Origin of the sequence: Streptomyces sp. NPDC086549 (assembly GCF_044746205.1) — a bacterium.
Classification (GTDB): Bacteria; Actinomycetota; Actinomycetes; order Streptomycetales; family Streptomycetaceae; genus Streptomyces.
Map to the genome: position 1 here is coordinate 221,529 of NZ_JBIVBS010000013.1, position 26,842 is coordinate 248,370.

Here is a 26,842-nt window from a genome sequence, read left to right on the forward strand (position 1 = left end):
GGAGGAATCGGAGGACTGGAGGAAGTGAGGACTGGAGGAAGTGAGGACTGGAGGAAGTGAGGACTAGAGGAAGTAGAGACGGTTCAGGGAGACCGAGTCGGCGGGCTCCGAGCCGATCGGGTCGCCGTCGAGGGTGACCAGGCCGGTGCGCTGGTCGACGTCGACGGCACCGGTACGGGAGTTGAGGCGCAGGTCCGCGGGGCCGATGCCGCGCGTGCCGCGGACGGCGACCCGCCTTCTGCGCGTCGGCATCGAGTCGTTGCCCTGGTCCAGGGCGGCGCGGGCGACGAAGGCGACGGAGAGGTCGGCGGGCGTGGCGCCGTGCGCGCCGAACTGCGGGCCGAGGACGAGGGGTTCGCAAGTATCGGTGGCCGCGTTGGGGTCGCCGGTCACGCCGTACGCCGGGAAGCCGGCCTTCAGGACGAGCTGCGGCTTGGCGCCGAAGAACTCCGGGCGCCACAGCACGATGTCGGCGAGCTTGCCGACCTCGATGGAGCCGACCTCGTGGGCGAGGCCGTGCGCGATGGCGGGGTTGATCGTGAGCTTGGCCATGTAGCGCAGCACGCGTTCGTTGTCGTGGTCCTCGGGGGCGCCGAACTGGGCCTTCATCTTCCCGGCCATCGCGAAGGTACGGCGGACCGTCTCCCCCGCCCGGCCCATGCCCTGCGCGTCCGAGGAGGTGATGCCGATCGCGCCCAGGTCGTGCAGCACGTCCTCGGCGCCCATGGTCCCGGCGCGGATGCGGTCGCGGGCCATGGCGGCGTCGCCGGGCAGGTCGGTCTTCAGGTCGTGGACGGAGACGATCATGCCGTAGTGCTCGGCGACCGCGTCCCGGCCGAAGGGGAGGGTGGGGTTGGTGGAGGAGCCGATGACGTTCGGCACGCCCGCCATCTTCAGCACGTTCGGCACGTGTCCGCCGCCGCAGCCCTCGATGTGGAAGGCGTGGATCGTACGGCCCTCCAGCACCCTGAGGGTGTCCTCCACCGAGAGGCACTCGTTCAGCCCGTCGCTGTGCAGGGCGACCTGGACGTCGTGCTCCTCGGCGACGCGCAGCGCGGTGTCGAGGGCGCGGGTGTGGGCGCCCATGTCCTCGTGCACCTTGAAGCCGGACGCGCCGCCCTCGGCGAGGGCCTCGACGAGCGGTGCGGAGTGGGACGACGAACCGCGGCCCAGGAACCCGATGTTGACCGGCCAGGCGTCGAACGCGTTGAACGCGTGCCGCAGCGCCCAGGGCGAGTTGACGCCGACGCCCCACACCGGTCCGAACTCCTGCCCGATGATCGTGGTCACCCCGGAGGCGAGCGAGGCCTCCATGATGCGCGGGGACAGCAGGTGGACATGCGTGTCGACGGCACCGGCGGTGGCGATCAGCCCCTCGCCGGACACGATCGAGGTGCCCGTGCCGACGACGACGTCCACCCCGTCGAGCGTGTCGGGGTTCCCGGCGCGCCCGATCGAGCAGATCCGCCCCTCCCGGATCCCGATGGACACCTTCCGGATGCCCTGCGCCGCGTCGATCACGACGACGTTGCTGATCACCACGTCACAGGTCTCGCGTACGGCGGCGGCCTTGAGGTGCAGCCCGTCGCGGGCGGTCTTGCCGAACCCGGCGAGGAACTCGTCGCCGTACGACTGGGAGTCCGACTCGACCTTGACCGTCAGCCCGGAGTCGCCGAGGCGGACGCGGTCGCCGGCGCGGGGGCCGTGGGTGGCGGCGTACTCGTACGGGGTGAGGTGGCGGGCCTCGGCGGGGTGGCCTCCGGGGCGGCTCATCGCTCGACCTCCCGGTCAGGGGTTTCCGGTACGCCGAGGTAGCCGCAGGCGGCGGCGCGGCGCAGCGCCTCCTCGCGGGCGCCGGGCGCGTCCAGCGGTCCGTCGACGAGACCGGCGAAGCCGACGGCGACGCGGGCACCGCCGACCGGCACGAGGCCGACCTCCAGCGACTCCCCCGGCCCGAACCGCACCGACGAGCCGGCGGGCACGGCCAGCCGCATCCCGTAGGCGTCGGCGCGGGCGAAGTCGAGCCGCGGGTTGGCCTCGAAGAAGTGGAAGTGGGAGGTGACGGAGACGGGCACGGTCGCGGTGTTGGTGACCGTCAGCCGTACGACCGGCTCGGGCTCGGTGTGCTCGGGCCCCGGCAGCAGCGCGCCCGGGCCGTCCTCGCCCAGCCCGCCGCCGATCGGGTCGCTGACGACCGCGAGCCGCGAACCGTCGTCGAATACGGCCTCGACATGCACCTCGGTGACGACGTCGGCGACGCCAGGCAGCACGTCGGCCGGGCCGAGGACCGCGCGGGCGCGCTCGATGGCCTCGGCGAGCCGGGCGCCGTCCCGGGCGGCCTCGCAGACGGTGTCCGCGATCAGCGCGGTGGCCTCCGGCACGTTCAGCCGCAGGCCGCGGGCGCGGCGGGCGCGGGCCAGCTCGGCGGCTCCGAAGAGCAGCAGCCGGTCACGTTCCGTGGGGGTCAGTCTCACGACGCGGCACCTCCTTGCTTCCACCCACTTAGAGCACCACTCTAAACACAGGGTTCGCGAAACAGAAGCATCGATGGAGGAGCGCAGGTCACGTCACATTGAACGTCGCTCAAAGTGTCAGGCGGCCGTCGCGGGGTGCCGAGCGCTGGTCAGCCCGCTTCCAGCCCAGGGAGGAACCGGGCGGCGCCGAACGCCGGCTTCAGGTCCGTGAACCAGGTCGCGCCCTCGTCGTACGCCGCGAAGAACGGGCGGTCGACCAGGTCCGGGTCGCGGGCCTGGATCAGGTGCAGGACGAAGACCTTCTCGCCTGCCACCTCGGCGACGCCGTCCACGCAGACCTTGCCGGGCATCGCCGACATGACCGGGCCCCGGACGGTGCGGGCGAGGCCGGAGACGCGGGCGTAGGCGTTGCGGAAGATGGCGTGGCCACGGGCCAGGGGGACGCCGAACCAGCCCTGCGGACCGGTGTCCCGCTCCACGAACTGGTAGTACGGCACCGCGCCCAGGCTGGTCGTCTCCTCCCACAGCTCGGCCCAGGCGTCCGCGCTGTCGTTGATCCCGGCCACCAGCGGGCCCTGGCAGCGGATCACGGCTCCGGTGTCGCGGACGCGGCGCATCGCCTCCCGCACGACGGGCGGGCGGAGCTCCTGCGGGTGCGTGAAGTGGGCCATCAGGGCGAGATGGCGGCCGCTCGCCACGACCTGCTCGAAGAGGCGGAGCAGCTCGTCGGCATCGCGGTCGGTCGTGAAGCGGTACGGCCAGAAGGCGAGCGACTTGGTGCCGATGCGCACCGAGCGGATCGTGTCGATCTCCAGGAGCGGCTCGACATAGCGGCGCAGCACGTCCGTGCTCATCACCAGCGGGTCGCCGCCGGTGATCAGGGCGCTGGCCACCTCCGGGTGGGCGCGCAGATAGGCGCTGGTGGCGGCGATGTCGTCGGTGGCGATGCGCAGGTCGGCCTCGCCGACGAACTGCGGCCAGCGGAAGCAGTAGGTGCAGTAGGCGTGGCAGGTCTGGCCCTGGCGCGGGAAGACCAGCACGGTCTCCGGGTACTTGTGCTGGAGGCCCGTGAGGCGGCGGCCCTCGTGCACGGGGACGTTGGCGTCGAGCTGGCCCGAGGGGTGCGGGTTGAGCCTCATCCGGATCTCGTGGGCCGCACGCAGGACTTCGGCCTTGGGCGCCTGACGGGCGAGCAGGCCGGCCATCCGGCGGACATCGGGCGCGGGCAGCATCCCGGCCTGCGGGAACGTCAGCCGGAAGATCGGATCCTCGGGCACGGCCGACCAGTCGATCAACTCGTCGACGACATACGCGTTCGTACGGAACGGCAGGACCGACGAGACCGCCCGCAGCGCCAGTCGCTGATCGTCCGTCAGGGACACACGCCGCAGCAGACCGTCCAGGTCACGGGGCGTGAAGGCGCGGAAACGGGGGTGGTGCGCTGAACTCATGGTGCCGGGGCCCTCTATTCCGTGACCAGGACCGTAGACGGCCGCAACTCCACGAAGGCGGCCGCCTGCGCATCGTACTTCTCCCCGAAGTGGTGGATGAGCCGTCGATGCAGCTCGCTCTCGTCGTCGACGACGATGACCTCGTGCGCCCCGGACCCGCTCAGCGCCGGGCTGTACGCGCTGAGTCGGTCGAGCCGGCGGCGGGCCAGATAGGTGACGAGGTCGGGCGCGGCGACGTACAGGCGGTCGTCGGCGAAGACGAAGCGGCAGGTGAACTCGCGCCGCCCGTCGGTGGCGTCGACGAGGGTGACGGGGAGACGGGTGAACCGTTCCATCGGCATGCCCTGCTGCCACAGTTCGTCGAAGCGCTGCTCCACGAAGGTGCCGAGCGGGGAGCGGACCGCGACCTCCAGCTGGACGCCCTCGCCGGAGAGCCGGCCGACGGTGAGGAAGGACACCAGGCAGCGCTCGTCCCAGCGGTAGAGGGTGACGCCGGGGGACGTCGAGCACAGCCGTACCTCCAGCAGTTGCCGGGAGGTGTCGTCCAGACGGCGCGCGAACTCGTCGAGGGTGCGCAGGTTGCGCATGATGTCGCGGCGGATGTCGGCGCTCTGCTCGCCGAGTTCCCGGCCGCGCAGGATGACGGCGAGGGAGTCCGGGTCGAGGAGGAGGATCTGGACGCGGGTGCCGTGCGCGGTGGCGGACCTGATGCCCCGGAAGAGACGCTCGGAGAACTGCGGGCCGAACAGGTTGGAGAAGGTGTCCAGGACCTTCACATTGGACGTCGAGCCGTACACCTGTGCGGCGAACCACTCGTAGTCCAGCCGGGTGTGTTCGCGGACGCGGCCCTCCTGGGCCCGGGATATCAGCGGTCCGATGACGAACACGGTGACGACCACGCCGATGATGTCGGTGCCGAGGTTGAGGGCGAGGTTCTGGCCGTAGTTGCCCATCGTCGAGGCCCGCCACAGCAGCAGGCCCGCGACGGCGGTGAGCAGCGCGAGCACGGTGAGACTCTGCGGGCGGCGCGGCGTCCGTAACGTCCGCATGAGCCAGCGCAGCCGTGGCATCGGCGACCGTCCGCTCACGCGTGCTCCCTCCCCCGTGGAATCAGGAGATACCCGCACGGGGGAGGCGATACGCGTCGAACGGACGGGCGGGGTTCGGTCAGCCCAGCGGGTGCATCCAGCCGTGCTTGTCCTCCGTGATGCCGCGCTGGATGTCGAGGAGGGCCTGGCGGAGCCTGAGGGTGACCTCGCCCGGCTCGCCGTCGGACTGCTTCCACTCGGCGGTGGCACGCTTGACCGTGCCGACCGGGGTGATGACGGCGGCGGTGCCGCAGGCGAAGACCTCGGTCAGGGTGCCGTTCTCGGAGTCGGTCTGCCACTGGTCGATGGAGACGCGGGCCTCCACCGACTCGTAGCCGAGGTCGCGGGCGACGGTCAGCAGGGAGTCACGGGTGACGCCCTCCAGGATGGAGCCGGTGAGGGTCGGGGTGAGGATCTTGTTGCCGTACACGAAGTACAGGTTCATGCCGCCGAGTTCCTCGACCCACTTGTGCTCGACCGCGTCGAGGTAGCAGACCTGGTCACAGCCCTGCGCGGCGGCCTCTGCCTGGGCGAGCAGGGAGGCCGCGTAGTTGCCGCCCGTCTTGGCGTCACCCATGCCGCCGGGGACGGCGCGGACGCGGTCCTCGGACGCCCAGATGGAGACCGGCTTCACACCGCCCGGGAAGTAGGCGCCCGCCGGGGAGGCGATGACGATGAAGAGGTACTCGTTGGCGGGCTTCACGCCCAGGCCGACCTCGGTCGCGATCATGAAGGGACGCAGGTAGAGGGAGTCCTCGCCGCCGTGCGCGGGCACCCAGTCCTTGTCCTGCTGGACCAGGGCGTCGCAGGCCTCGATGAACGTCTCGACCGGCAGCTCCGGCATCGCCAGGCGCTTGGCGGAGCGCTGGAAGCGCTTGGCGTTCTGGTCCGGGCGGAAGGTGGCGACCGAGCCGTCGGGGCGACGGTAGGCCTTCAGCCCCTCGAAGATCTCCTGGGCGTAGTGCAGGACGTTGGTCGCCGGGTCGAGGGGGATCGGCGCGTACGGAACGAGCTGGCCGTCGTGCCAGCCCCGGCCCTCGGTCCACTTGATCGTCACCATGTGGTCGGTGAAGTGGCGGCCGAACCCGGGGTTGGCCAGCATCGCCTCGCGCTCCGCTGCGGCGAGCGGATGGGCGGAGGGCTTGAGCTCGATCGTGGGCGTCGTCATGAGTGGTTGTCCTTCACCGGGGTTGTAAGTGACGGGCCGCGCTCACGCCCGCACGGCCGGTGGCCAGTGTTAGGACGTCCGAGCATTACCTCATACCGCGGCTCCGCGTTCGATTATCGCGCGGAGGCGTGGGCGGAAGGAATCGGCGTGAATGCGACCCAGGGGTCGATGGTGGCACCCCGGCGGGGACATGGGGAAGCCGCCGGGCGCCTGGGCTACCCGACGGCTTCGTGCGGCGCGGCGGGTCAGCCGGCTACTCGTACGGAGAGCGCGTCACCGATCTCGGAGGTGGAGCGGGCGGGCAGCGCGCCGCGCTCCGCGAGGTCGGCGGAGACGGCGTCCTCGATGCGGGCGGCCTCGGCCTCGTAGCCGAGGTGGCGCAGCAGGAGGGCGACCGACAGGACCGTGGCGGTGGGGTCGGCCTTGCCCTGGCCGGCGATGTCCGGGGCCGAGCCGTGGACCGGCTCGAACATGGACGGGAACTCGCCGCTCGGGTTGATGTTGCCGGAGGCGGCCACGCCGATGCCGCCGGAGACGGCCGCGGCGAGGTCGGTGATGATGTCGCCGAAGAGGTTGTCGGTGACGATCACGTCGAACCGCTCGGGCTGGGTGACCAGGTAGATGGTCGCCGCGTCGACGTGGATGTACTCGGTGGTGACCTCGGGGTACTCCGCGGCCACCTGGTTGAAGATGTTCGTCCACAGGTGCCCGGCGAAGGCCAGCACGTTGTTCTTGTGGACCAGCGTGAGCTTCTTGCGCGGGCGGGCCTGGGCGCGTGCGAAGGCGTCACGGACCACGCGCTCGACACCGAAGGCCGTGTTCACGGAGACCTCGGTGGCGACCTCGTGCGGCGTGCCCTTGCGGATGGTGCCGCCGTTGCCGGTGTACGGGCCCTCGGTGCCCTCGCGGACGACGACGAAGTCGATCTCGGGCTGGCCGGCCAGCGGGGTGGCGACGCCCGGGAGGAGCTTCGACGGACGCAGGTTGACGTGGTGGTCGAAGGCGAAGCGGAGCTTGAGCAGGAAGCCGCGCTCCAGGACGCCGGAGGGAACGCTCGGGTCGCCGATGGCGCCGAGCAGGATGGCGTCGTGCCGCTTCAGCGCGTCGAGGTCGGCGCCGGTGAGGGTCTCACCGGTGGCGTGGTAGCGCTTGGCGCCGAAGTCGTACTCCTGGGTCTCCAGCTTCACATCCTGCGGAAGGACGGCGGAGAGGACCTTGAGGCCTTCGGCCACGACTTCCTGGCCGATGCCGTCACCGGGAATCACTGCGAGATTGATGCTGCGAGACATGTCGGCACCCTACTCCTCGTCCCATGGGATGACACACACTGTCCGCCATACGGACGCCGGGCGGGGGTCGGCGTCATCCTGTTGGCCGCCGTTCACCCGTATGTGGGGCCGGTGTTGGGATTCGCTGGGAACTTCTCCCGCATGGAGACCCCTGACTTCGGCATTCCGCCGCAGCTCGCCCGCCGGATGAGCATGGCCGAGCAGTACGAGTACCTGCGCACCCGGCTCACCCGGCGCCGCACCCTGGTGACGGCGGGCGCGGTGGCGAGCGGGCTGCTGGCCGGCTGCTCGACGGCGTCCGGCAGCACGGTCGCGAGCCCGGCCCCGGCCCCGGCCACGTCGCGGGTCCGCGGCGCGGCCGTCCGCCCCTTCGGCCGTCACCTCGCCTTCGGCGCGGACCCGAAGACCCGGATGCGGATCTCCTGGCAGGTGCCGTTCGCGGTCGAGCGGCCGTTCGTCCGGGTGGGGCTGCGGCCCGACGACCTGAGCCGCCGTGTCGAGGCCGAGGTGCGCAACCTGCACACGCCGGGGGTACAGGGGGTGCGGCCGGCGGTCGAGCAGTACTACGTGCACGCGGCCCTGGACGGCCTGAAGCCCGGCACGACGTACTACTACGGCGTCGGCCACGACGGCTGGGACCCGGTCTCCCCCGTCCACCGCTCGACGATCACCTCGTTCCGTACCGCCCCCGCGACCCCGGAGCGGTTCGTGTTCACCGCCTTCGGCGACCAGGGCGTCGGCACGGCCGCGAGCACCAACGACCACGTCCTGCTGCGCCAGAAGCCGGCCTTCCATCTGCACGCGGGCGACATCTGCTACGCCGACGTCAACGGCGCGGGCAAGAAGACGGACGGGTACGACCCCCAGTTCTGGGACCTGTTCCTCAAGCAGACCGAGACGGTCGCGAAGTCGGTGCCGTGGATGGTGACCACCGGCAACCACGACATGGAGGCCTGGTACTCACCGGACGGCTACGGCGGCCAGCTGGCCCGCTTCTCCCTCCCGGACAGCGGCTTCGACCCGCACGGGGCGCCGGGCGTGTACGCGTTCACCTACGGCAACGTCGGCTTCGTGGCGTTGGACGCGAACGACGTGTCGTACGAGATCCCCGCCAACTTCGGCCACACCGGAGGCCGGCAGACCAAGTGGCTGGACCGCACGCTCGGCGAGCTGCGGGCGGCGAAGGACGTCGACTTCGTGGTCGTCTTCTTCCACCACTGCGCGTACTCGACCTCGCAGCACGCCTCGGACGGCGGTGTCCGCAAGGAGTGGCTGCCGCTGTTCGCGAAGCACCAGGTGGACCTGGTGATCAACGGGCACAACCATGTGTATGAGCGCACGGACGCGATCAGGCAGGGGGAGGTCGGCAGGACCGTGCCGATCGGCGCGTCGACGGATCCGCAGCGGGACGGAATCGTCTACGTCACCGCGGGCGGCGGCGGCCGGAACCTCTACTCGTTCCCCACGGGCGTCAAGGACAGCTACGAGGGACACGTCACCCGGCACAACGAGGTGAAGACCTTCCACTGGACGAAGTCCCAGGCCCCCAGCGCGGAGACGGTGGAGTGGTCGCGCGTCCGGTACACCGGCTTCTCCTTCCTCTCGGTCGAGGCGGAGGCGGGTACGACCCCGAGGCTGAAGGTGTCGGCCCTGGCGCAGAGCGGCGAGCGGATCGACCACTTCGAGGTGCGGCGCGGCGGATGAGGCCGCGCCGCACCTCACGGGTGCGGCTCCCGGCTGTGGGGTGGCGCGGCTCGGCTCAGTGGCCGGTCTCGCCGCCGTTGTCGCGGCGGTCGAGGGCGCGCTGGAGGGCGGCTGCGGCGTTCTTGCGGTCGGACTCGCTCGTGCGGGACACGTGGCGGACTCGGCGGCGGACGGTCGTCTCGGCCATGGGAAATCGACTCCTTCGGCAAACCTGGAGGTTCGGCAAGGTTCGGCAAGGGGGGATACGAGACGCCGGAAGGGGCGGGGAGCGGTGCCGCAGGGGTTGCCTGCACGGGGCCCGGCTCACGACCGCCATTCGCTTGATCGAGCGAGACGTTCGGCTTCTACAAAGCTAAAGGAGGGACGCGCTCCTGTCTCCACAATTACTCGGACTTCCTACTATCTGAGACGGCCGATCCGGTCACACCGCCGTGAGCTGGCCTTTCTTCATACGGGGTGAGGCCGGCCGTCAGAGCACGTCACCGTCCCGCCAGTCGAACAACAGCTCGTGGGCGGGGTCGAGCGGACCGGCGAGCGCGGGCCGCACAAAGGTGCTGCCCTCCTCCTCCGAAAGGCGGACGATCCCGTCCGGCGAGAGCGCGTGGACGCGTCCGGTCCACAGCTGCCAGCCACGGGCGGCGTAGAGCCGGGCGCCGTCGTCGCTCGCGGAGAGCGCACCGAGGTCGTAGGCCCGGTCGACGAACCGCTCCAGCGCCTCCATCACCCGCCCGCCCAGTCCGGTACGGCGCGCGTCGGGCCGTACGCCGACGGCCTCCACGTATCCGGTGCGCAGCCAGCGCCCCCGGTGTCGTGTCCGCCGCATCACGACCGAGCCGTGCGCGGCGAGCCCGGTGCCGTCGTACACGAGGGCGTGGATGCCGCCGAGGCCGTGCTCCCAGTCCTGGTCGTCGAAGTCCCCCTCGAACGCCGCGTCCAGCAGGGCGCGGGCGGCGCGCAGGTCGGCGGGGTCGAGCTCGGCGGTGTGGGCGGTGCGCAGCCGGAGAGTCATGGGATCACGCTAGAGCGCGCTCGCCACCGCTGTCCGGAAGCCTTCCGGGTCCTCCGCCCACGGCTGGTGGCCCGCGTCCGGGAGGGTCACCCGGCGGACGTGGGGCAGGGCTTCGGCGAGGGAGTCGACGGCGGCGCGGGGGCGGATGTCCCGGGCGCCGTCGACGATCAGCACCGGCACGTCGAGGGCCCGGCAGGCGGTGGCCAGCTCGGGAGTGCCCCAGGTGCGCTCGCGTTCCTCGTTGAGCGCCCTGCCGCACGCATGGTTGATGCCGAACCACGGGTCGGCCATGCGCCGGGCGGGCTCCAGGGCCCCGTCCCGGTCCTCGAACTCCACGGACCACTGCAGGACGGCCCGCTCCCGTTCCTCGTCCTCCGTACGCTCGGCGCGATCGGTCAACTCCTGCCAGCGGGCGAGGCGTTCGGGATGGTCGGCGAGACGGGTGCGGAAGCCATGGCGGTAGCCGGGGTGCCAGTCGGTGTCCGGACCGATGCCCGTGCCCGCGACGTACACCAGCGTGCTCACCCGGTCCGGGTGCGCCAGGGTGTAGCTCAGTGCCAGCTGCGCGCCCCAGGAATGGCCGAGCACCGCCATCCGCGCCGGCCCGAAGTGCCGTCGTACGGCGTCCAGATCCGCGACGAACCGCTGGCTCGTCCACGGCCCGTCACAGCGCTGCGAGCGCCCGCACCCGCGCTGGTCCCAGCGGATCACCGGGGTCACGTCCGCGAGCAGCTCGGCCACGTCACCGAACATGTCCCACAGGCCCGGCCCGCCGTGGCACAGCACCAGCGGGTCACCCGCGCCGCCCGAGCGCCGCGCCCACAGCCGTATCCCGTCGTCCGTCGTCACCGTCATGGGCCCAGTTTGACTGCCGGGCAATTGGAAACGGGCCGGGAAGCCTGTTCGGGTGGCAGGCTTCCCGGCCCGTTGCTCGGGGGGAGGGCTGATCAGCCCATGTGCGGGTACGTGTAGTCGGTCGGCGGGACCAGCGTCTCCTTGATGGCGCGGGCCAGGGTCCAGCGCAGCAGGTTCTGCGGGGCGCCGGCCTTGTCGTTGGTGCCGGAGGCGCGGCCGCCGCCGAAGGGCTGCTGGCCGACCACGGCGCCGGTCGACTTGTCGTTGATGTAGAAGTTGCCCGCCGCGTAGCGGAGCTTCTCCATCGTGTGGGCCGCCGCGGCGCGGTCGTTGGAGATGACCGCGCCGGTCAGGGCGTAGTCGGAGACCGACTCCATCTGCTCCAGCATCTCGTCGTACTTGTCGTCCTCGTAGACGTACACACCGAGGACCGGGCCGAAGTACTCGGTGCGGAAGACCTCGTTCTCCGGGTCGGTGCACTCGATGACGGTCGGACGGACGAAGTAGCCGACGGAGTCGTCGTAGGAGCCGCCCGCGACGATCGTGCAGGTCGGGTCCTCCTCGGCGCGGTCGATGGCGGCCTTGTTCTTGGCGAAGGCACGGTCGTCGATCACGGCGCCGATGAAGTTCGACAGGTCGGTGACGTCACCCATGGTGAGGTAGTCGACCTCGGCGGCGAACTCCTCCTTGAAGCCCGAGTTCCAGATGGAGGCCGGGATGTAGGCGCGGGAGGTCGCGCTGCACTTCTGGCCCTGGTACTCGAAGGCACCGCGGGTGAGGGCGGTCTTCAGGACGGCGCGGTCGGCGCTCGGGTGGGCGACCAGGAAGTCCTTGCCACCGGTCTCGCCGACCAGGCGGGGGTAGGTGCGGTACTTCTCGATGTTGTTGCCGACCGTCTTCCACAGGTACTGGAAGGTCCTGGTCGAGCCGGTGAAGTGGATGCCGGCGAGGTCGCGGTGCTCAAGGGCGACCTTGGAGACCTCGATGCCGTCGCCGGTGACGAGGTTGATGACGCCCTTGGGCAGACCGGCCTCCTCCAGCAGCTGCATGAGGAGGACAGCGGCGTGGGTCTGCGTCGGGGACGGCTTCCAGACCACCACGTTGCCCATCAGCGCGGGCGCGGTGGGCAGGTTGCCCGCGATGGCGCTGAAGTTGAACGGCGTGATCGCGTAGACGAAGCCCTCCAGCGGGCGGTGGTCCATGCGGTTCCACACGCCCGGGGAGTTGGCCGGGGGCTGCTCGGCCAGGATCTGGCGGGCGTAGTGGACGTTGAAGCGCCAGAAGTCGACCAGCTCGCAGGGGCTGTCGATCTCGGCCTGCTGGGCGGTCTTGGACTGGCCGAGCATGGTGGAGGCCGCGATGGTCTCGCGCCAGGGGCCGGCCAGCAGCTCGGCGGCGCGCAGGATGATCGCCGCGCGGTCGTCGAAGGACATCGCGCGCCAGGCGGGCGCGGCGGCGAGGGCCGCGTCGACGGCGTCCCGCGCGTCCTGCTGGGTGGCGTTGCGGAGCGTGCCGAGGACGGCCTTGTGGTTGTGCGGCTGGACGACCTGGAAGGCCTCGCCGCCGCCCATCCGCTTCTCCCCGCCGATGGTCATCGGCAGGTCGATCGGGTTCTCGGCCAGCTCCTTCAGCTTGACCTCCAGGCGGGCACGCTCGGGCGAGCCGGGGGCGTAGCCGTGCACCGGCTCGTTGACGGGGGTGGGGACCTGGGTCACAGCGTCCATGAGATCCTTGACTCCTTGTACGTGAGCGGGTGTTCGGGCTCAGCCCTTGGTGATCATGCTGCGGACGAAGAAGCGCAGGTTCGCCGGCTTCTCCGCGAGGCGGCGCATGAAGTAGCCGTACCAGTCGGTGCCGTAGGCGGTGTAGACGCGCATGCGGTGGCCCTCGGCGGCGAGGCGCAGGTGCTCCTCGCCGCGGATGCCGTAGAGCATCTGGAACTCGTACTCGTCCAGTTTGCGCCCGGCCTGGTGGGCGAGCTCCTGGGCGATGGAGATCAGGCGCGGGTCGTGGGACCCGATCATCGGGTACCCCTCGCCCTCCATCAGCGTCTTCAGGATGCGGACGTACGCCTTGTCGATCTCGTGCTTCTGCTGGTAGGCGACCTCGGCGGGCTCCTTGTACGCGCCCTTCACGAGCCGCACCCGGCTGCCGGCCGCGGCGAGGCGGCGGGCGTCGGCCTCGGTGCGGAAGAGGTAGGCCTGGATGACGCAGCCGGTCTGCGGGAAGTCCTTCCGCAGCTCCTCGTGGATGGCGAACATCGAGTCGAGGGTGGTGTGGTCCTCGGCGTCGAGGGTGACCGTGGTGCCGATCGCGGCGGCGGCCTCGACGACGGGGCGGACGTTCTCCAGGGCGAGCTCGTGGCCGCCCTCCAGCGCCTGGCCGAACATCGACAGCTTGACCGACATCTCGACCTTGGTGCCGAGCCCCAGGTCCTTGATGCGGTCGATGAGCAGCAGGTACGCGTCCCGGGCGGCGGTGGCCTGCTCACGGGTGGTGATGTCCTCGCCGACCACGTCCATGGTCAGCTCCAGGCCCTTGGCGGTGAGCTCCCGGATGATCGGGACGATGTCACCGACGGTCTCGCCGGGGATGAAGCGGTCGACGACCTGCTTGGTCACCGGGGCCGCCGAGATCAGGCGTCGCATCCGGTCGCTGCGCGAAGCGGCGAGAATCACGGGACCCAGCACGGGGCACCTCCACAACAAGACCTACGGAATGCCGACCCGACGCAGATGATTTTTTGGGTACGGCACGGAGAACCACCGTGAAATCTAAGGATCCCTCCGATCGTCTGCCATCGACAGCTGTCACGCATCCGCGTGCGGGATCTCAGACAGATGTATGAAGGCAGACCGGAATTGCGACAGAATGCCCGAGTGGCGACGGATGCTGGACCTTTTCACTACGCGGGCGGCTACCAGGAGCTGGTGGACGAGATCTCGGAGCTGCTGGGGGCGCCCGCGACCCTGGAGAACCGGGACTTCGAGCTGATCGCCTTCGGGGCGTACGACAGCGAGGGCGACCTGGATCCCTCGGCCCTGGACCCGGTGCGCACCCGCTCGATCCTGACCCGGCGCTCCACGGCGGCGGTGCGGACGTGGTTCGAGGGCTTCGGCATCACCCGGGCCACGGAACCGGTGCGGATCCCGCCGACGCCCGAGGCCGGCGTCTACCGCGGGCGCATCTGCCTGCCGGTGCGCCATCGGGGTGTCGTCCTCGGCTATGTCTGGCTGCTGGACGACGACCCGGGTCCGACGGACGCGCAGCTGGCCGCCGCCATGCGGGTGACGGGCCGGATCGGCGCGCTGCTCGCCGACGAGGCGCGGGCGGGGGCCGATCTGAGCCGGGAGCTGCGGGCGGTGCTGACCGCGGAGAGCGGCTGGCAGCGGGACATGGCGGTGGTGGAGCTGCGCACCGCCCTCGGCCCCCGCGCGGACGGCCCCCACACGGTGGTCTGTGTCGCCCCCTGGCCCTCCGCGGACCCGGAGCAGGCCCCGTCCCCGCGTACGGTCCCGCACGCCACCGCCCTGTGCACGGTGCCGTGGGGTGGGGGTGCCTCCCACGCCCTCAAGGCAGCGGGGGAGACTGGTCAGAGCCTCGCGATCCTGGTGCGGCTGCGCTCGACGGATGTGGCCGCACCCGCGCTGACGGCGGCCACGCGGCTGCTGAAGGAGGCGGAGGGGACGCGCGGGCACGCGGCCGGGGCCGCCGCCGGTATCGGCGAACCCCGCGCCGGCCTCGCCGACCTCGGCGCCGTCTGGCGGGAGGCCTCCGCCGCCGCGCGGGCCGCGCTGGCCGAGCCGCGGCTCGGGCCCGTCGCCGAGTGGGGGCGCATCGGGCCGTACCGGATGCTGACCGCGCTGCCCCCCAAGTCCGTCCACGACCCCGTGGTCGGCCCGCTCCTCTCCCCTGCGCACCAGGAGCTGGCCCGCACCGCCGAGGTCTATCTGGACCGCGCGGGCCAGGCCGGGCGTGCCGCCGCCGAACTGGGCATCCACCGCCAGACCCTCTACTACCGGCTGTCCCGCGTGGAACAGCTGACGGGCCTCGACCTGGACGACGGCGAGGACCGGCTGCTGCTGCACATGGCGTTGAAGGGGGCGCGGCTCTAGAACCCGTCCCCCGCGGCGGCCGTCCCCACGGCGATCGGACGCTCCGTCGCATCGCCGAATCCCGGGACGAGCCGGGCCGGTTCGGTGGCACCCGGGGATCGGCAGGCTTTCATGCCGTACCCGGACGGACTGCGGGTCGCCCGCCGCCGCCGGGCGGAGGAGCCGCGGGAGGGACCGGTCACGTCCGCGTGGCGGCCTCGACGACCTGGCGCAGGCCCTCCGTCAGGACGTCCCCGTCGGGGGCGGTCTTCGGGTCGAAGATCCACTGCGCGATGAGGCCCGACATCAGCGTCAGGTAGAACCGGCCCAGCGTGTCCGCGGTCTCGTCGGACACGTCCTCCTCCGGTACGTCCATGAGCAGCGCGACCATGCCCCGCCCGCCCTCGCGCTGCGCACGGGCCAGATGGTCGCGCACCTCGGGCAGATCGATGGTCATGACCTCCATGCTGAGCCGCCAGATCGAGCCGGGCTCCCGCATGGAGTCGACGATGTTCGACCACACCTCGCGGAACCGCTCCAACGAGCCGGGCGCACCGCTGAGCCCCGCGTCCCCACCACCTTCGAAGGACATCTCGTCCACCAGGGAGATGTACGCCTGTGCGAGGAGCGTGTCCTTCGAGCCGTAGTGATAGCCGATCGAGGCCAGGTTCGTCCCCGACTCCTTGACGATGTCGCGCGCCGTCGTGCGCGCGAAGCCCTTCTCCAGAAGGCAGCGCTTGGCGCCTTCGAGCAGATCCTCACGGTGTCCCATGCGGACCAGCCTACCTCCGATCCATACGAGCGTCCTAGACGCATGACCTATACAAACGTTCTAGACAAGCGTTTAAGACGCCTGTACATTCGCTGTCATGACGAACTCGACGAGCACCACCACGACCCCGACCGCCCGTGCCGGCCGCCGCGAATGGACGGCGCTCGGCGTGCTGATGCTTCCGCTGCTGCTGGTCTCGATGGATGTCTCGGTCCTCTACTTCGCGGTCCCGGCCATGAGCGCGGACCTGCGGCCGACCGGCACCCAGCAGCTGTGGATCTTCGACATCTACGGCTTCGTCCTGGCCGGCCTGCTGATGACGATGGGCTCGCTGGGCGACCGCATCGGCCGCCGCCGGCTCCTGCTCATGGGCGCCGCCGCCTTCAGCGCCGCCTCGCTGCTGGCGGCGTACGCGAACAGCGCCGAGACCCTGATCGCGGCCCGCGCGATCCTCGGCATCGGCGGCGCGACCCTGATGCCGTCGACGATGGCCCTGCTGCGCACGATGTTCACCGACCCCGGCGAGCGCGCGAAGGCGATCGGCCTGTGGTCCGGCGTGATGACAGGCGGGATCGCGCTCGGCTCGGTGATGAGCGGCGTCCTCGTCGAGCACTTCTGGTGGGGCTCGGTCTTCCTGGTCAACCTGCCCGCGATGGCGCTGCTGCTGGTCCTCGGCCCGTTCCTGCTCCCCGAGTCGAAGAACCCGAACCCCGGCCGCTTCGACTGGCCGAGCATCCCCCTGTCGATGGCCGCCGTGCTCCCCGTCATCTACGGCCTGAAGGAGATCCCGTCCGAGGGCTGGGACATCCGTTACGGCGCCTCGATCGCCGTCGGCCTGCTCTTCGCCGCGCTGTTCGTCCGCCGGCAGCGCACCGCGGCCTCTCCGCTGATCCCGCCGGCCCTGCTCCGCGGCCACGGCTTCACCCCGGCGGTGGTCCTGACCCTCGTGTCCGCGTTCGGCATGATGGGCTCGGCCATCTTCACCACCCAGTACCTGCAGTCCGTGCTCGGCAAGACCCCGCTCCAGGCCGCGCTGTGGAGCCTGCTCCCGTCGGTGTTCATCGGTGTGGCGGCACCGGTGACGACGCAGATCGTCCAGAAGGGCGTCAACCGCGGGTACGTCGTCGCCGCCGGCTTCGCCATCACGGCGGGCGGCTACGCGATGCTCACCCTCGCAGGGACCGACTCCCTGTGGCTGGTGCTCGCCGCGTCCGGCGTCCTGGCCTGCGGGGTCGTGGTGGTCATGTCCCAGCTGACCGACCTCGCGATGGGCACCGCCCCGGTCGAGCAGGCGGGCACGGCCTCCTCCCTGCTGGAGACCGGCACGGAGTTCGGCGGCGCGCTCGGGATGGCGGTCCTCGGCTCCATCGGCACCGCCGTCTACCGCCACGAGATCCCGGACTCGGCCCCGGCCGCGGCCCACGAGACCCTCGGTGGCGCGCTGGCGACCGCCGCCCGCCTTCCGGGCCACGCGGGCGACGCCCTGGTCACGGCGGCGCGGGAGGCGTTCGTCAGCGGGATGCAGGGCGCGGCGATCGCCGGGGCGGTGCTGCTGGCGGGGGCGGCGGCCGGGGCGGCGCTGACCCTGCGCCGGATCCACCTGCTTGAGCCGGAGGCGGTGGCCGTCCCGGAGCCGGAGCCGGTAGCCGACTGACACGACACCGACCGACACGACACGCGAAAGCACCGGGCGGGCTGGATCCACCAGCCCGCCCGGCGCTTTGTCACGGGGCGACCCGTCTCGGCCGTCCGGCGTGCGGACGAGGTCTTTCAGGCCGAAGCGGGGGCCTGGGGGCGGCAGCCCCCAGGGACGGTCACCTCAGACGAGGTTCACCGAACGGGCGAACGTCGCCCCGATCTCCTCGGCGACATCACCCAGCACGCCGGCGGCCACCGTGTCGTCGACGGTCAGCACGGCCAGCGCCTCGCCGCCCGCCACCGAGCGGGCGACCTGCATGCCGGCGATGTTGATGCCCGCCTCGCCGAGGATGCGGCCGACGGTGCCGACGACGCCCGGACGGTCCTCGTACCGCAGGACGACCATGTGCTCGGCGAGCGCGAGGTCGACGTCGTAGTCGCCGACCGCGACGATCTTCTGCTGGTGCTTCGGGCCGGACAGGGTGCCGGAGACCGACACCTCCTCGCCGTTGCCGAGGGTGCCGCGCACGGTCACGACGTTGCGGTGGTCCGTCGCCTCGGAGCTGGTGGTGAGGCGGACCTCGACACCGCGCTCCTGGGCGAACAGCGGGGCGTTGACGTACGACACCGTCTCGTCGACGACGTCCTCGAAGACGCCCTTGAGCGCGGACAGCTCCAGCACCTTCACGTCGTGCTGGGTGATCTCGCCGTACACCTCGACGTCGAGGCGGACCGCGACCTCGCCCGCGAGCGCGGTGAAGATGCGGCCGAGGCGCTCCGCGAGCGGCAGACCCGGCTTGACGTCCTCGGCGATGACACCGCCCTGGACGTTCACCGCGTCCGGCACCAGCTCACCGGCGAGCGCGAGGCGCACCGACTTGGCGACGGCGATTCCGGCCTTCTCCTGCGCCTCGTCGGTGGAGGCACCGAGGTGCGGGGTGCAGACGACCTGGTCGAACTGGAACAGCGGGGAGTCCGTGCAGGGCTCCTTCGCGTAGACGTCGAGGCCGGCGCCGGCGACCCGGCCCTCCTTCAGCGCCGCGTACAGCGCCTCCTCGTCGACGATCCCGCCACGCGCCGCGTTGACGATGCGCACGCTCGGCTTGACCTTGCGCAGCGCCTCATCGCCGATGAGGCCGAGGGTCTCGGGGGTCTTCGGCAGGTGGACGGTGATGAAGTCGGAGACCTCCAGCAGCTCGTCCAGCGACAGCACCTTGACGCCCATCTGCGCGGCGCGAGCGGGCTGGATGTAGGGGTCGTACGCGACGACCTTCATGCCGAAGGCGGACATGCGCTGGGCAACGAGCGCGCCGATGCGGCCGAGGCCCACGACACCGAGGGTCTTCTCGGCCAGCTCCACGCCCGTGTACTTGCTGCGCTTCCACTCGCCGTTCTTCAGCGCGGCGTTGGCCTGCGGGATGTGGCGGGCGGTGGCGACGAGGAGACCGCAGGCCAGCTCGGCGGCGGTCACGATGTTGGAGGTCGGGGCGTTGACGACCATCACGCCGGCCTTGGTGGCGGCGGAGACGTCGACGTTGTCCAGGCCGACGCCGGCGCGCGCGACGACCTTCAGCTTCTTCGCGGCGGCGATCGCCTCGGCGTCGACCTTGGTGGCGGAGCGGATCAGGATCGCGTCCACGTCGGCGATGGCGGGGATCAGCTCGGCGCGGTCGGCGCCGTTGCAGTGCCGGATCTCGAAGTCCGGGCCGAGTGCGTCCACGGTCGCGGGCGACAGCTCTTCAGCGATGAGTACGACAGGTTTCGAGCTCACGTGAGGTCCTCACAAGTCCAATGCGTGCGGACGGCCGTCCCGACGGCCGCAGGCGGAGGAGGGGGCTAGCCGCGGAAGACGCACGACGCTGTGGGCCTGACGCGTATGTTGTGCAGCAGTGTAGTGGCGTGCCCTAGGGCGTCTTGCGCCTCTGCGGAAGGATCACCCGTCCGTGGCTGGACGGGGTGGACAAAGGGGGCCGGAGCAGTGTGCCCCGACCCCCCTGACGTGGGGCTTACGCCTCCTCGTTCACCCAGCTCATCAGCTTGCGCAGCTGCTTGCCGGTGGTCTCCAGCAGGTGCTCGGAGTCCTGCTTCTTGTACTCGTTGTACTTCTTCAGACCGCCGTGGTACTCGTCCATCCAGTTCTGCGCGAACGTGCCGTCCTGGATCTCGGCGAGGACCTGCTTCATCTCGGCCTTGGTGGCGTCCGTGATGATGCGCGGGCCGGTGACGTAGTCGCCCCACTCGGCGGTCTCGGAGACGGACCAGCGCATCTTCTCCAGGCCGCCCTCATACATGAGGTCGACGATCAGCTTCAGCTCGTGCAGGCACTCGAAGTAGGCGATCTCCGGCTGGTAGCCCGCCTCGACGAGGGTCTCGAAGCCGGCCTTGACCAGGGCGGAGGTGCCGCCGCACAGCACGGCCTGCTCACCGAACAGGTCGGTCTCGGTCTCCTCGGTGAAGGTCGTCTTGATGACGCCGGCACGGGTGCCGCCGATCGCCTTGGCGTACGACAGGGCCAGCGCGAAGGCGTTGCCGGTGGCGTCCTGCTCGACGGCGGCGATCGCCGGAACGCCGCGGCCCTCCTCGTACTGGCGGCGGACCAGGTGGCCCGGGCCCTTCGGGGCGACCAGCGCGACGTCGGCACCGGCCGGGGGCTTGATGAAGCCGAAGCGGATGTTGAAGCCGTGGGCGAAGAACAGCGCGTCGCCGTCGTTCAGGTTCGGGGCGATGGACTCCTCGTAGACCTGGGCCTGGATCGGGTCCGGGATGAGGATCATGATGACGTCGGCCTCGGCGGCGGCCTCGGCCGGGCTCACCACGCGCAGGCCCTGCTCCTCGGCCTTGGCCTTGGACTTGGAGCCCTCGTGCAGACCGACACGGACGTCGACACCGGAGTCGCGCAGCGACAGGGCGTGCGCGTGGCCCTGGCTGCCGTAGCCGATGACCGCGACCTTGCGGCCCTGGATGATGGACAGGTCGGCGTCAGCGTCGTAGAACAGCTCGGCCACTTTGGGTTCTCTCCTTGGGGTGCAGATGTTGCTCCCACCGTATGACGGCGGGCGGAAGTGACGTTTCGGGGTCTCGGTATACGGGCGGCCGTGGACCGCCCGTATCCAGCCTTACGCGGATCGGTCGAGCGCGCGCAGCGAGCGGTCCGTGATCGAGCGGGCGCCGCGGCCGATCGCGATCGTGCCGGACTGCACCAGCTCCTTGATGCCGTACGGCTCCAGCATCTTGAGCATGGCGGTCAGCTTGTCGGTGCTCCCGGTGGCCTCGATGGTCACGGCCTCCGGCGAGACGTCGACGGTCTTGGCGCGGAACAGCTGGACGATCTCGACGATCTGGGAGCGCGTCTCGTTGTCGGCGCGGACCTTCACCAGAACGAGTTCACGCTGAACGGCCTGCGAAGGCTCCAGTTCGACGATCTTCAGCACGTTGACGAGCTTGTTGAGCTGCTTCGTCACCTGCTCCAGCGGCAGGTCCTCGACGTTCACCACGATGGTGATGCGGGAGATGTCGGGGTGCTCGGTGACACCGACCGCGAGCGAGTCGATGTTGAAGCCGCGGCGCGAGAAGAGGGCGGCGATCCGGGCCAGGATGCCCGGCGTGTTCTCCACCAGGACGGAGAGCGTGTGCTTGGACATTTCTCTGTGGTCTCTCTCGCTCAGTCGTCTTCGTTGTCGCCGAAGTCGGGGCGGACGTCCCGGGCGGCCATGATCTCGTCGTTGGAGGTGCCGGCGGCGACCATCGGCCACACCATCGCGTCCTCGTGGACGATGAAGTCGACGACGACGGGGCGGTCGTTGATGGAGTTCGCCTCTTCGATGACCTTGTCCAGGTCCTCCGGCCGCTCGCAGCGGATCGCGTAGCAGCCCATGGCCTCCGACAGCTTCACGAAGTCGGGGACGCGGGTGCCCCTGGCCTCCGGGTTGACGTCGCCCGGGCCGCTGTGCAGGACGGTGTTGGAGTAACGCTGGTTGTAGAAGAGGGTCTGCCACTGGCGGACCATCCCGAGGGCGCCGTTGTTGATGATGGCGACCTTGATCGGGATGTTGTTCAGGGCGCAGGTGGTGAGCTCCTGATTGGTCATCTGGAAACAGCCGTCGCCGTCGATCGCCCAGACGGCCCTGTCCGGCACGCCGGCCTTGGCGCCCATCGCGGCCGGGACCGCGTAGCCCATCGTCCCGGCGCCGCCGGAGTTCAGCCAGGTGGCGGGCTTCTCGTACTGGATGAAGTGCGCGGCCCACATCTGGTGCTGGCCGACGCCCGCCGCGAAGATCGTGCCCTCCGGGGCGAGCTGCCCGATGCGCTCGATGACCTGCTGCGGGGACAGGGAGCCGTCCTCGGGCTGGTCGTAGCCGAGCGGGTAGGTGTCGCGCCAGCGGCTGAGGTCCTTCCACCAGGCGGTGTAGTCGCCCTTGTGGCCCTCGCTGTGCTCCTTCTGGACGGCCTGGATCAGGTCGGCGATGACCTCGCGGGCGTCACCGACGATCGGCACGTCGGCCTCGCGGTTCTTGCCGATCTCGGCCGGGTCGATGTCGGCATGGACGATCTTGGCGTACGGGGCGAAGCTGTCCAGCTTGCCGGTGACGCGGTCGTCGAAGCGGGCTCCGAGGGCGACGATCAGGTCGGCCTTCTGCAGCGCGGTGACGGCGGCGACCGAACCGTGCATGCCCGGCATTCCCACGTGCAGCGGGTGGCTGTCGGGGAATGCGCCGAGCGCCATCAGGGTGGTGGTGACGGGCGCTCCGGTGAGCTCGGCGAGGACCTTGAGCTCCGCCGTGGCGTGTGACTTGAGGACACCGCCGCCGACGTAGAGGACGGGCCGCTTGGCGGAGGTGATCAGCTTGGCCGCCTCGCGGATCTGCTTGGCGTGCGGCTTGGTCACCGGGCGGTAGCCGGGCAGGTCCATGGTGGGCGGCCAGGAGAAGGTGGTCCTCGCCTGCAGCGCGTCCTTGGCGATGTCGACCAGGACCGGGCCGGGGCGTCCGGTGGAGGCGATGTGGAACGCCTGCGCGATCACCCGCGGGATGTCCTCGGCCTTGGTGACCAGGAAGTTGTGCTTGGTGACGGGCATCGTGATGCCGACGATGTCCGCCTCCTGGAAGGCGTCCGTGCCGATCGCCTTGGACGCGACCTGCCCGGTGATCGCCACGAGCGGCACCGAGTCCATGTGCGCGTCCGCGATCGGCGTGACCAGGTTCGTCGCACCCGGGCCCGAGGTCGCCATGCAGACACCGACCTTGCCGGTGGCCTGCGCGTAGCCCGTGGCCGCGTGGCCGGCGCCCTGCTCGTGGCGGACCAGGACGTGGCGGACCCTGGTGGAGTCCATCAGCGGGTCGTAGGCGGGCAGGATCGCGCCACCGGGAATGCCGAATACCGTGTCCGCGCCGACCTCCTCAAGCGAACGGATGAGGGACTGCGCACCCGTGACGTGCTCGACGGTCGCGGACTGCTGTCCTCCGGAACGGGGCCGCGGGTGCGGATGGCGGGCCCCGGTGGCCTGCTCGGTCATCGGCATTCTCTTCTCGATGCTGAGGGTTTTCGCGAAGTTCGTACGGGTTTTTACGTCCGTACGGATGGTGCTGGTGCAACAAAAAACCCCTCGTGCCAAAAGGCAAGCGAGGGGAGCGCGCCGGTGTGGTCGCTGGGAGTTCCGGATCGTCCTCCGGTGGGTCCCAGCTCAGCCGACGCGCTGTCCAAGTACGAGAATTCGGGTGCGCATGGCACTGACCCTCCCCCCGACGCGTACCACGTGTCAAGTGGGTGGGACGGGAGTCTCATTATGTGAGCGAAGGGCATTTCCGCCTCCGAAGACAGCGGGCACACCACCTGTGTACACCCCCGCGCCGCTTTTCATGGCACGTTCACCTCCGGGGCGCCCCTCCGGCTCTCTCGCGGCGCCCGCGAACGCCGGCTCGACCGGTCCATGGGGAACCGGATATTGGCCGGATCCGAGCGCCCGGCGCAGCGGGTACTCGTCCAGCGGCCCGGCGAACGCCATGCCCTGCCCGTGGGTGCAGCCCATCGAGCGGAGCGCGACGACCTGCTCCGGGAGGTCCACGCCCTCGGCCACGGACTGCATGCCCAGGTCGGCGGCGATGCGCAGCAGCCCATAGGTGATCTTGTGCATCCGTGCGGACTCGACGACGCCCTCGACCAGACCCCGGTCGAGCTTCAGCACGTCGACGGGGAGCCGGCGGAGCGCGGTGATCGCCGCGTAGCCGCTGCCGAAGCCGTCCAGCGCGATCCGGACGCCCAGGCGCCTGAGGGCCCCGAGACGGCGCTCCAGCTCGTCCAGGGAGACCCGTGGGTCGGTGTCGGCCAGCTCGATCATCAGGGAGCCGGAGGGCAGCCCGTACCGGGTGAGCAGGGCCTCCACCGAGCCGAGCGGCATCGACCGGTCGAGCAGCCGCCGGGCGCTCATCCGGACGGCCACGGGCACGGTGAGCCCGGTCGCGGCGCGTTCGGCGGCCTGTTCCACGGCCTCCTCCAGGATCCAGCGGTCCAGTTCGGAGGTCTTGTCGCTGTCCTCGGCGACCCGCAGGAACTCGGCCGGTGTGAACAGCACCCCCTGGGAGGAGCGCCAGCGCGCCTGCGCGGAGACCGATGCGATCCGGCCGTTCTCCAGACACACCACCGGCTGGTGCAGCAGGGTGAACTCGCCGTCGTGCAGTGCGGCACGCAGCCGCGTGGCCAGCTCCGCCTTCCGTACGACGTCCTGCTGCATCTGCGGCTTGTACAGCTCGACCCTGCCCTTTCCCGCCGACTTGGCGCGGTACATGGCGAGGTCGGCGTTGCGCAGCAACTCGCCCGCTCCCAGACCTGGCTCGGCGAAGGCGACGCCGATGGAGGCGTTGACACGGACATCGTTGCCGTCAATGAGGTACGGCTGGGAGAGGGTCATCCTGAGGCGGTCGGCGAGCTCCAGGATGTGCCGCTCCCGGGCACTGCGGTCACGGGTACCGTCCCCGACGAACAGGGCCGCGAACTCGTCGCCGCCCAGCCGGGAGGCGGTGTCCCCGTGCCGCACCGCCTCATGGAGTCTGCGGGCGGCCTGGACGAGCAGCTCGTCCCCGGCCTGGTGCCCGATCGTGTCGTTGACGGCCTTGAATCCGTCCAGGTCGATGAAGAGGACGGCGGTGCCGCGCAGGTGGGCGCCGCGGTCGGAGGCACGGCGGCCGGACAGTGCCTGCTGCACACGCTTGGTGAACAGCGCGCGGTTGGGCAGGTCGGTGAGCGGGTCGTGCTCGGCGTTGTGCTGGAGCTGCGCCTGCAGACGTACGCGCTCGGTCACGTCTCGGCTGTTGAAGATGAGGCCGCCGTGGTGGCGGTTGACGGTGGACTCGACGTTGAGCCAGCCTCCCCCACTCCCGGCTTCTCCCCCAGCCTCCGGCCGGGAGGTGCCCCCAGAGCGGGAGGTGCCCCCACCGCCGGACCGGAAGCGGCATTCGATGCGGGTGGTGGGTTCTTCGAGGGGGCTGGCGGCGAGGAAGCGGCGCACCTCGTGCACCACGCAGCCCAGGTCCTCCGGATGGATGAGATTGGCGAGTTCCGTGCCCACCAGGTCCTCCGCGGACCGCCCGTAGACCCCGGCGGCGGCCGGGGAGACGTACCGGAGGATGCCGTTGGGCGCGGCGATCATGATGACGTCGCTGGATCCCTGCACCAGGGAGCGGAAGTGGCTCTCGGTCTGGGCCAGTTCCTGGGTGAGGATGATGTTGTCGAGCAGCATGATGCCCTGCCGCACGACGAGCGCGAGCACGACGGCACCGGCGGTGATGAGCACGACGTGGTCCGGACTGCGGCCGTTGAGGACGTTGTAGAGGATGCCCAGGGTGCACACGGCCGCGGCCAGGTACGGGGTGAGCGCGGCCAGGGAGCCGGTGATGGGCGGGCCGGCCGGATACCGGCTGTGATCACCCCCCGGGGCGGGCGCGGGCGTCTGGAGGTGGCCGGCTGTCCGCTGTCCGGGCAGGTGCTCGTGGACCACGCGCGTGTGGCCGTCGCCGCTGTGCCGGTCGTCGCCGTGCCGGTCGGACTCCTGCTGGCCCTGGCGCCGGGGTGCGGCCCAGGGGGCGTACGCGAGGAGCAGCGAGCCGGCGAACCAGCCCGCGTCGAGCAGCTGGCCGGAGTGGTAGCTGCTGTGCAGCAGCGGCGAGGTGAACAGGGCGTCGCACATCACGGTCAGGGCGAGCGCGCCGATGGCGGTGTTGACCGCCGTGCGGTTGCCCGGTGAGCGCCGGAAGTGCGTCGCGAGCACCATGCTGACCAGCGCGATGTCGAGCAGCGGGTACGCCAGTGACAGCGCGGTGTGCGCCACGCTCGGCCCGTCGAACTTTGCGGCCTGGGCGAGCGCGAGGCTCCAGGACAGGGTGAGCAGCGAGCCGCCGATCAGCCAGGCGTCCAGCGCCAGGCACATCCATCCCGCCTTCGACACCGGCCGCTTGGCCAGCACCAGCAGCCCCACGATGGCGGGCGGCGCGAAGCACAGGAAGAACAGGTCGGCGTAGCTGGGGCTGGGCACGGGCCGCTGCAGGACGACCTCGTACCACCCCCAGATCGCGTTGCCCAGGGCCGCCATCGCCGAGGAGAGGGCGAACAGCAGCCAGGCGGGTCGAAAGCGGACACCGGAGCTTCGGGCGTAGAGGAAGCACGAGACGGCGGCGGTGCCCGCCGCGGCGGTCAGTCCGAAGTCGCCCATGATCAGCGCAAGCACGTCCGAACCCCAGCCGAGCGCGGAACCGACGGCGTATGCCGCGCACAGCAGGGCCAGGACCAGTTGGTGGACCAGGCCGGACCCGCCGCCGAGGGCCGGCGGGCGGGACAGCGGCGTCCCCGACGAAGGCTGTGCCCGCAGCGCTCCGTTGAGGGCGGTCGTCACAGTCGGCGGGGAACTCACCGGGGCCTCCCGGTCCGCGCCGCTCCCGGGTCCCGCGGGTCCCGGTGCGCTGAGTGAGCATGCCCCCTGCGTCCGCTGTGCCTGCGGTGGTGGCTGGTGTGGTGGTGGCTGGTGTGGTGGCCGCGTCTGCGCGCAGCTGTGCGCCAGGGCCTCCGTCGGCGGCTCCGCCGCGTCGGATCGTTCGTCCATAGGCCGTGCATCGCCCGTCGCCCCCCTCACAGATCTGAAATGTTCATCCCCGGCGCCGAAACGGTGCGCGGCGCAGCCCCTGTCGGGACGATACACCAGTCTCGTCACTCAGGGACATAGCTTCTCTACGCTCCGTGACGATCAAAGGCAATGCGCGCACACACCGCGTTCGGAAGATTGCGGAGGGTGACCGAACCGGATCACAAGAGCGT

At 70.7% G+C, this 26,842-nt stretch carries 20 protein-coding genes; 3 read left to right on the forward strand and 17 right to left on the reverse strand.

The genetic code is table 11. The annotated features are described in order from the left end of the window. Positions 1 to 63 precede the first annotated feature (63 nt). From ACIPSA_RS34390 to ACIPSA_RS34415, 6 genes are all read right to left on the reverse strand, one after another. Positions 64 to 1,773 (reverse strand): urease subunit alpha, encoded by a 1,710-nt coding sequence (locus ACIPSA_RS34390; protein ID WP_402641786.1) that lies wholly within the window; start codon positions 1,771 to 1,773, stop codon positions 64 to 66. Continuing rightward, positions 1,770 to 2,474: an urease subunit gamma gene (gene ureA / locus ACIPSA_RS34395; protein WP_402641789.1), complete on the reverse strand. Its 705-nt coding sequence runs from the start codon at positions 2,472 to 2,474 to the stop codon at positions 1,770 to 1,772. The genes ACIPSA_RS34390 and ureA overlap by 4 nt, the downstream gene beginning before the upstream one ends. A gap of 149 nt (positions 2,475 to 2,623) precedes the next feature. Beyond that, positions 2,624 to 3,925 (reverse strand): KamA family radical SAM protein, encoded by a 1,302-nt coding sequence (locus tag ACIPSA_RS34400; RefSeq protein WP_402641791.1) that lies wholly within the window; start codon positions 3,923 to 3,925, stop codon positions 2,624 to 2,626. Between the two features lie 14 nt (positions 3,926 to 3,939). After that, on the reverse strand, positions 3,940 to 5,013 hold the full coding sequence (locus ACIPSA_RS34405; RefSeq protein ID WP_402641792.1) for a hypothetical protein: 1,074 nt from the start codon (positions 5,011 to 5,013) through the stop codon (positions 3,940 to 3,942). A gap of 79 nt (positions 5,014 to 5,092) precedes the next feature. Then, positions 5,093 to 6,181, reverse strand: coding sequence for a branched-chain amino acid aminotransferase (locus ACIPSA_RS34410; protein ID WP_402641794.1), 1,089 nt, complete (start codon positions 6,179 to 6,181; stop codon positions 5,093 to 5,095). Positions 6,182 to 6,426: 245 nt separating this feature from the next. Continuing rightward, positions 6,427 to 7,470, reverse strand: a complete 1,044-nt coding sequence (locus ACIPSA_RS34415; RefSeq protein WP_402641796.1) for a 3-isopropylmalate dehydrogenase — start codon at positions 7,468 to 7,470, stop codon at positions 6,427 to 6,429. A gap of 141 nt (positions 7,471 to 7,611) precedes the next feature. Between ACIPSA_RS34415 and ACIPSA_RS34420 the strand changes: the two genes are divergently transcribed. Continuing rightward, positions 7,612 to 9,174 (forward strand): purple acid phosphatase family protein, encoded by a 1,563-nt coding sequence (locus ACIPSA_RS34420; protein WP_402641797.1) that lies wholly within the window; start codon positions 7,612 to 7,614, stop codon positions 9,172 to 9,174. A 55-nt stretch (positions 9,175 to 9,229) separates the two neighbouring features. Here the strand turns inward: ACIPSA_RS34420 and ACIPSA_RS34425 are convergent, their stop codons facing one another. The 5 genes from ACIPSA_RS34425 to ACIPSA_RS34445 form a co-directional block, all read right to left on the reverse strand. Continuing rightward, positions 9,230 to 9,361 carry a hypothetical protein gene (locus ACIPSA_RS34425; RefSeq protein ID WP_015493350.1) on the reverse strand — a complete coding sequence of 44 codons (132 nt, stop codon included), beginning with the start codon at positions 9,359 to 9,361 and terminating at the stop codon, positions 9,230 to 9,232. A 282-nt stretch (positions 9,362 to 9,643) separates the two neighbouring features. Next, a complete protein-coding gene (locus tag ACIPSA_RS34430) occupies positions 9,644 to 10,183 on the reverse strand; it encodes a GNAT family N-acetyltransferase (RefSeq protein ID WP_402641801.1) in 540 nt (179 codons plus the stop codon). Between the two features lie 9 nt (positions 10,184 to 10,192). Then, a complete protein-coding gene (locus ACIPSA_RS34435; protein WP_402641804.1) occupies positions 10,193 to 11,038 on the reverse strand; it encodes an alpha/beta fold hydrolase in 846 nt (281 codons plus the stop codon). 92 nt (positions 11,039 to 11,130) lie between these two features. Beyond that, positions 11,131 to 12,762 (reverse strand): L-glutamate gamma-semialdehyde dehydrogenase, encoded by a 1,632-nt coding sequence (pruA, locus tag ACIPSA_RS34440; RefSeq protein ID WP_402641807.1) that lies wholly within the window; start codon positions 12,760 to 12,762, stop codon positions 11,131 to 11,133. 39 nt (positions 12,763 to 12,801) lie between these two features. Beyond that, positions 12,802 to 13,728, reverse strand: coding sequence for a proline dehydrogenase family protein (locus ACIPSA_RS34445; protein ID WP_402641808.1), 927 nt, complete (start codon positions 13,726 to 13,728; stop codon positions 12,802 to 12,804). A gap of 150 nt (positions 13,729 to 13,878) precedes the next feature. Between ACIPSA_RS34445 and ACIPSA_RS34450 the strand changes: the two genes are divergently transcribed. Beyond that, positions 13,879 to 15,153 carry a PucR family transcriptional regulator gene (locus ACIPSA_RS34450; RefSeq protein WP_402641811.1) on the forward strand — a complete coding sequence of 425 codons (1,275 nt, stop codon included), beginning with the start codon at positions 13,879 to 13,881 and terminating at the stop codon, positions 15,151 to 15,153. Between the two features lie 178 nt (positions 15,154 to 15,331). Here ACIPSA_RS34450 and ACIPSA_RS34455 read toward each other — a convergent pair whose 3' ends face one another. Next, the gene (locus ACIPSA_RS34455; RefSeq protein WP_402641813.1) at positions 15,332 to 15,904 is read right to left on the reverse strand and encodes a TetR/AcrR family transcriptional regulator; all 573 of its coding nucleotides are present in this window, start codon (positions 15,902 to 15,904) and stop codon (positions 15,332 to 15,334) included. A 97-nt stretch (positions 15,905 to 16,001) separates the two neighbouring features. Between ACIPSA_RS34455 and ACIPSA_RS34460 the strand changes: the two genes are divergently transcribed. Then, positions 16,002 to 17,558 carry an MFS transporter gene (locus tag ACIPSA_RS34460; RefSeq protein ID WP_402641815.1) on the forward strand — a complete coding sequence of 519 codons (1,557 nt, stop codon included), beginning with the start codon at positions 16,002 to 16,004 and terminating at the stop codon, positions 17,556 to 17,558. Between the two features lie 165 nt (positions 17,559 to 17,723). On the opposite strand, the gene serA is transcribed toward ACIPSA_RS34460, so the two are convergent. The 5 genes from serA to ACIPSA_RS34485 form a co-directional block, all read right to left on the reverse strand. Continuing rightward, the gene (serA, locus tag ACIPSA_RS34465; RefSeq protein WP_402641817.1) at positions 17,724 to 19,313 is read right to left on the reverse strand and encodes a phosphoglycerate dehydrogenase; all 1,590 of its coding nucleotides are present in this window, start codon (positions 19,311 to 19,313) and stop codon (positions 17,724 to 17,726) included. A gap of 235 nt (positions 19,314 to 19,548) precedes the next feature. Next, positions 19,549 to 20,547: a ketol-acid reductoisomerase gene (gene ilvC / locus ACIPSA_RS34470; protein ID WP_402641820.1), complete on the reverse strand. Its 999-nt coding sequence runs from the start codon at positions 20,545 to 20,547 to the stop codon at positions 19,549 to 19,551. Between the two features lie 111 nt (positions 20,548 to 20,658). After that, positions 20,659 to 21,183: an acetolactate synthase small subunit gene (gene ilvN, locus ACIPSA_RS34475; RefSeq protein WP_402641822.1), complete on the reverse strand. Its 525-nt coding sequence runs from the start codon at positions 21,181 to 21,183 to the stop codon at positions 20,659 to 20,661. A gap of 20 nt (positions 21,184 to 21,203) precedes the next feature. After that, the gene (locus ACIPSA_RS34480) at positions 21,204 to 23,054 is read right to left on the reverse strand and encodes an acetolactate synthase large subunit (RefSeq protein ID WP_402641825.1); all 1,851 of its coding nucleotides are present in this window, start codon (positions 23,052 to 23,054) and stop codon (positions 21,204 to 21,206) included. Positions 23,055 to 23,297: 243 nt separating this feature from the next. Continuing rightward, the gene (locus ACIPSA_RS34485) at positions 23,298 to 26,441 is read right to left on the reverse strand and encodes a putative bifunctional diguanylate cyclase/phosphodiesterase (protein WP_402641827.1); all 3,144 of its coding nucleotides are present in this window, start codon (positions 26,439 to 26,441) and stop codon (positions 23,298 to 23,300) included. Between the last annotated feature and the right edge of the window lie 401 nt (positions 26,442 to 26,842).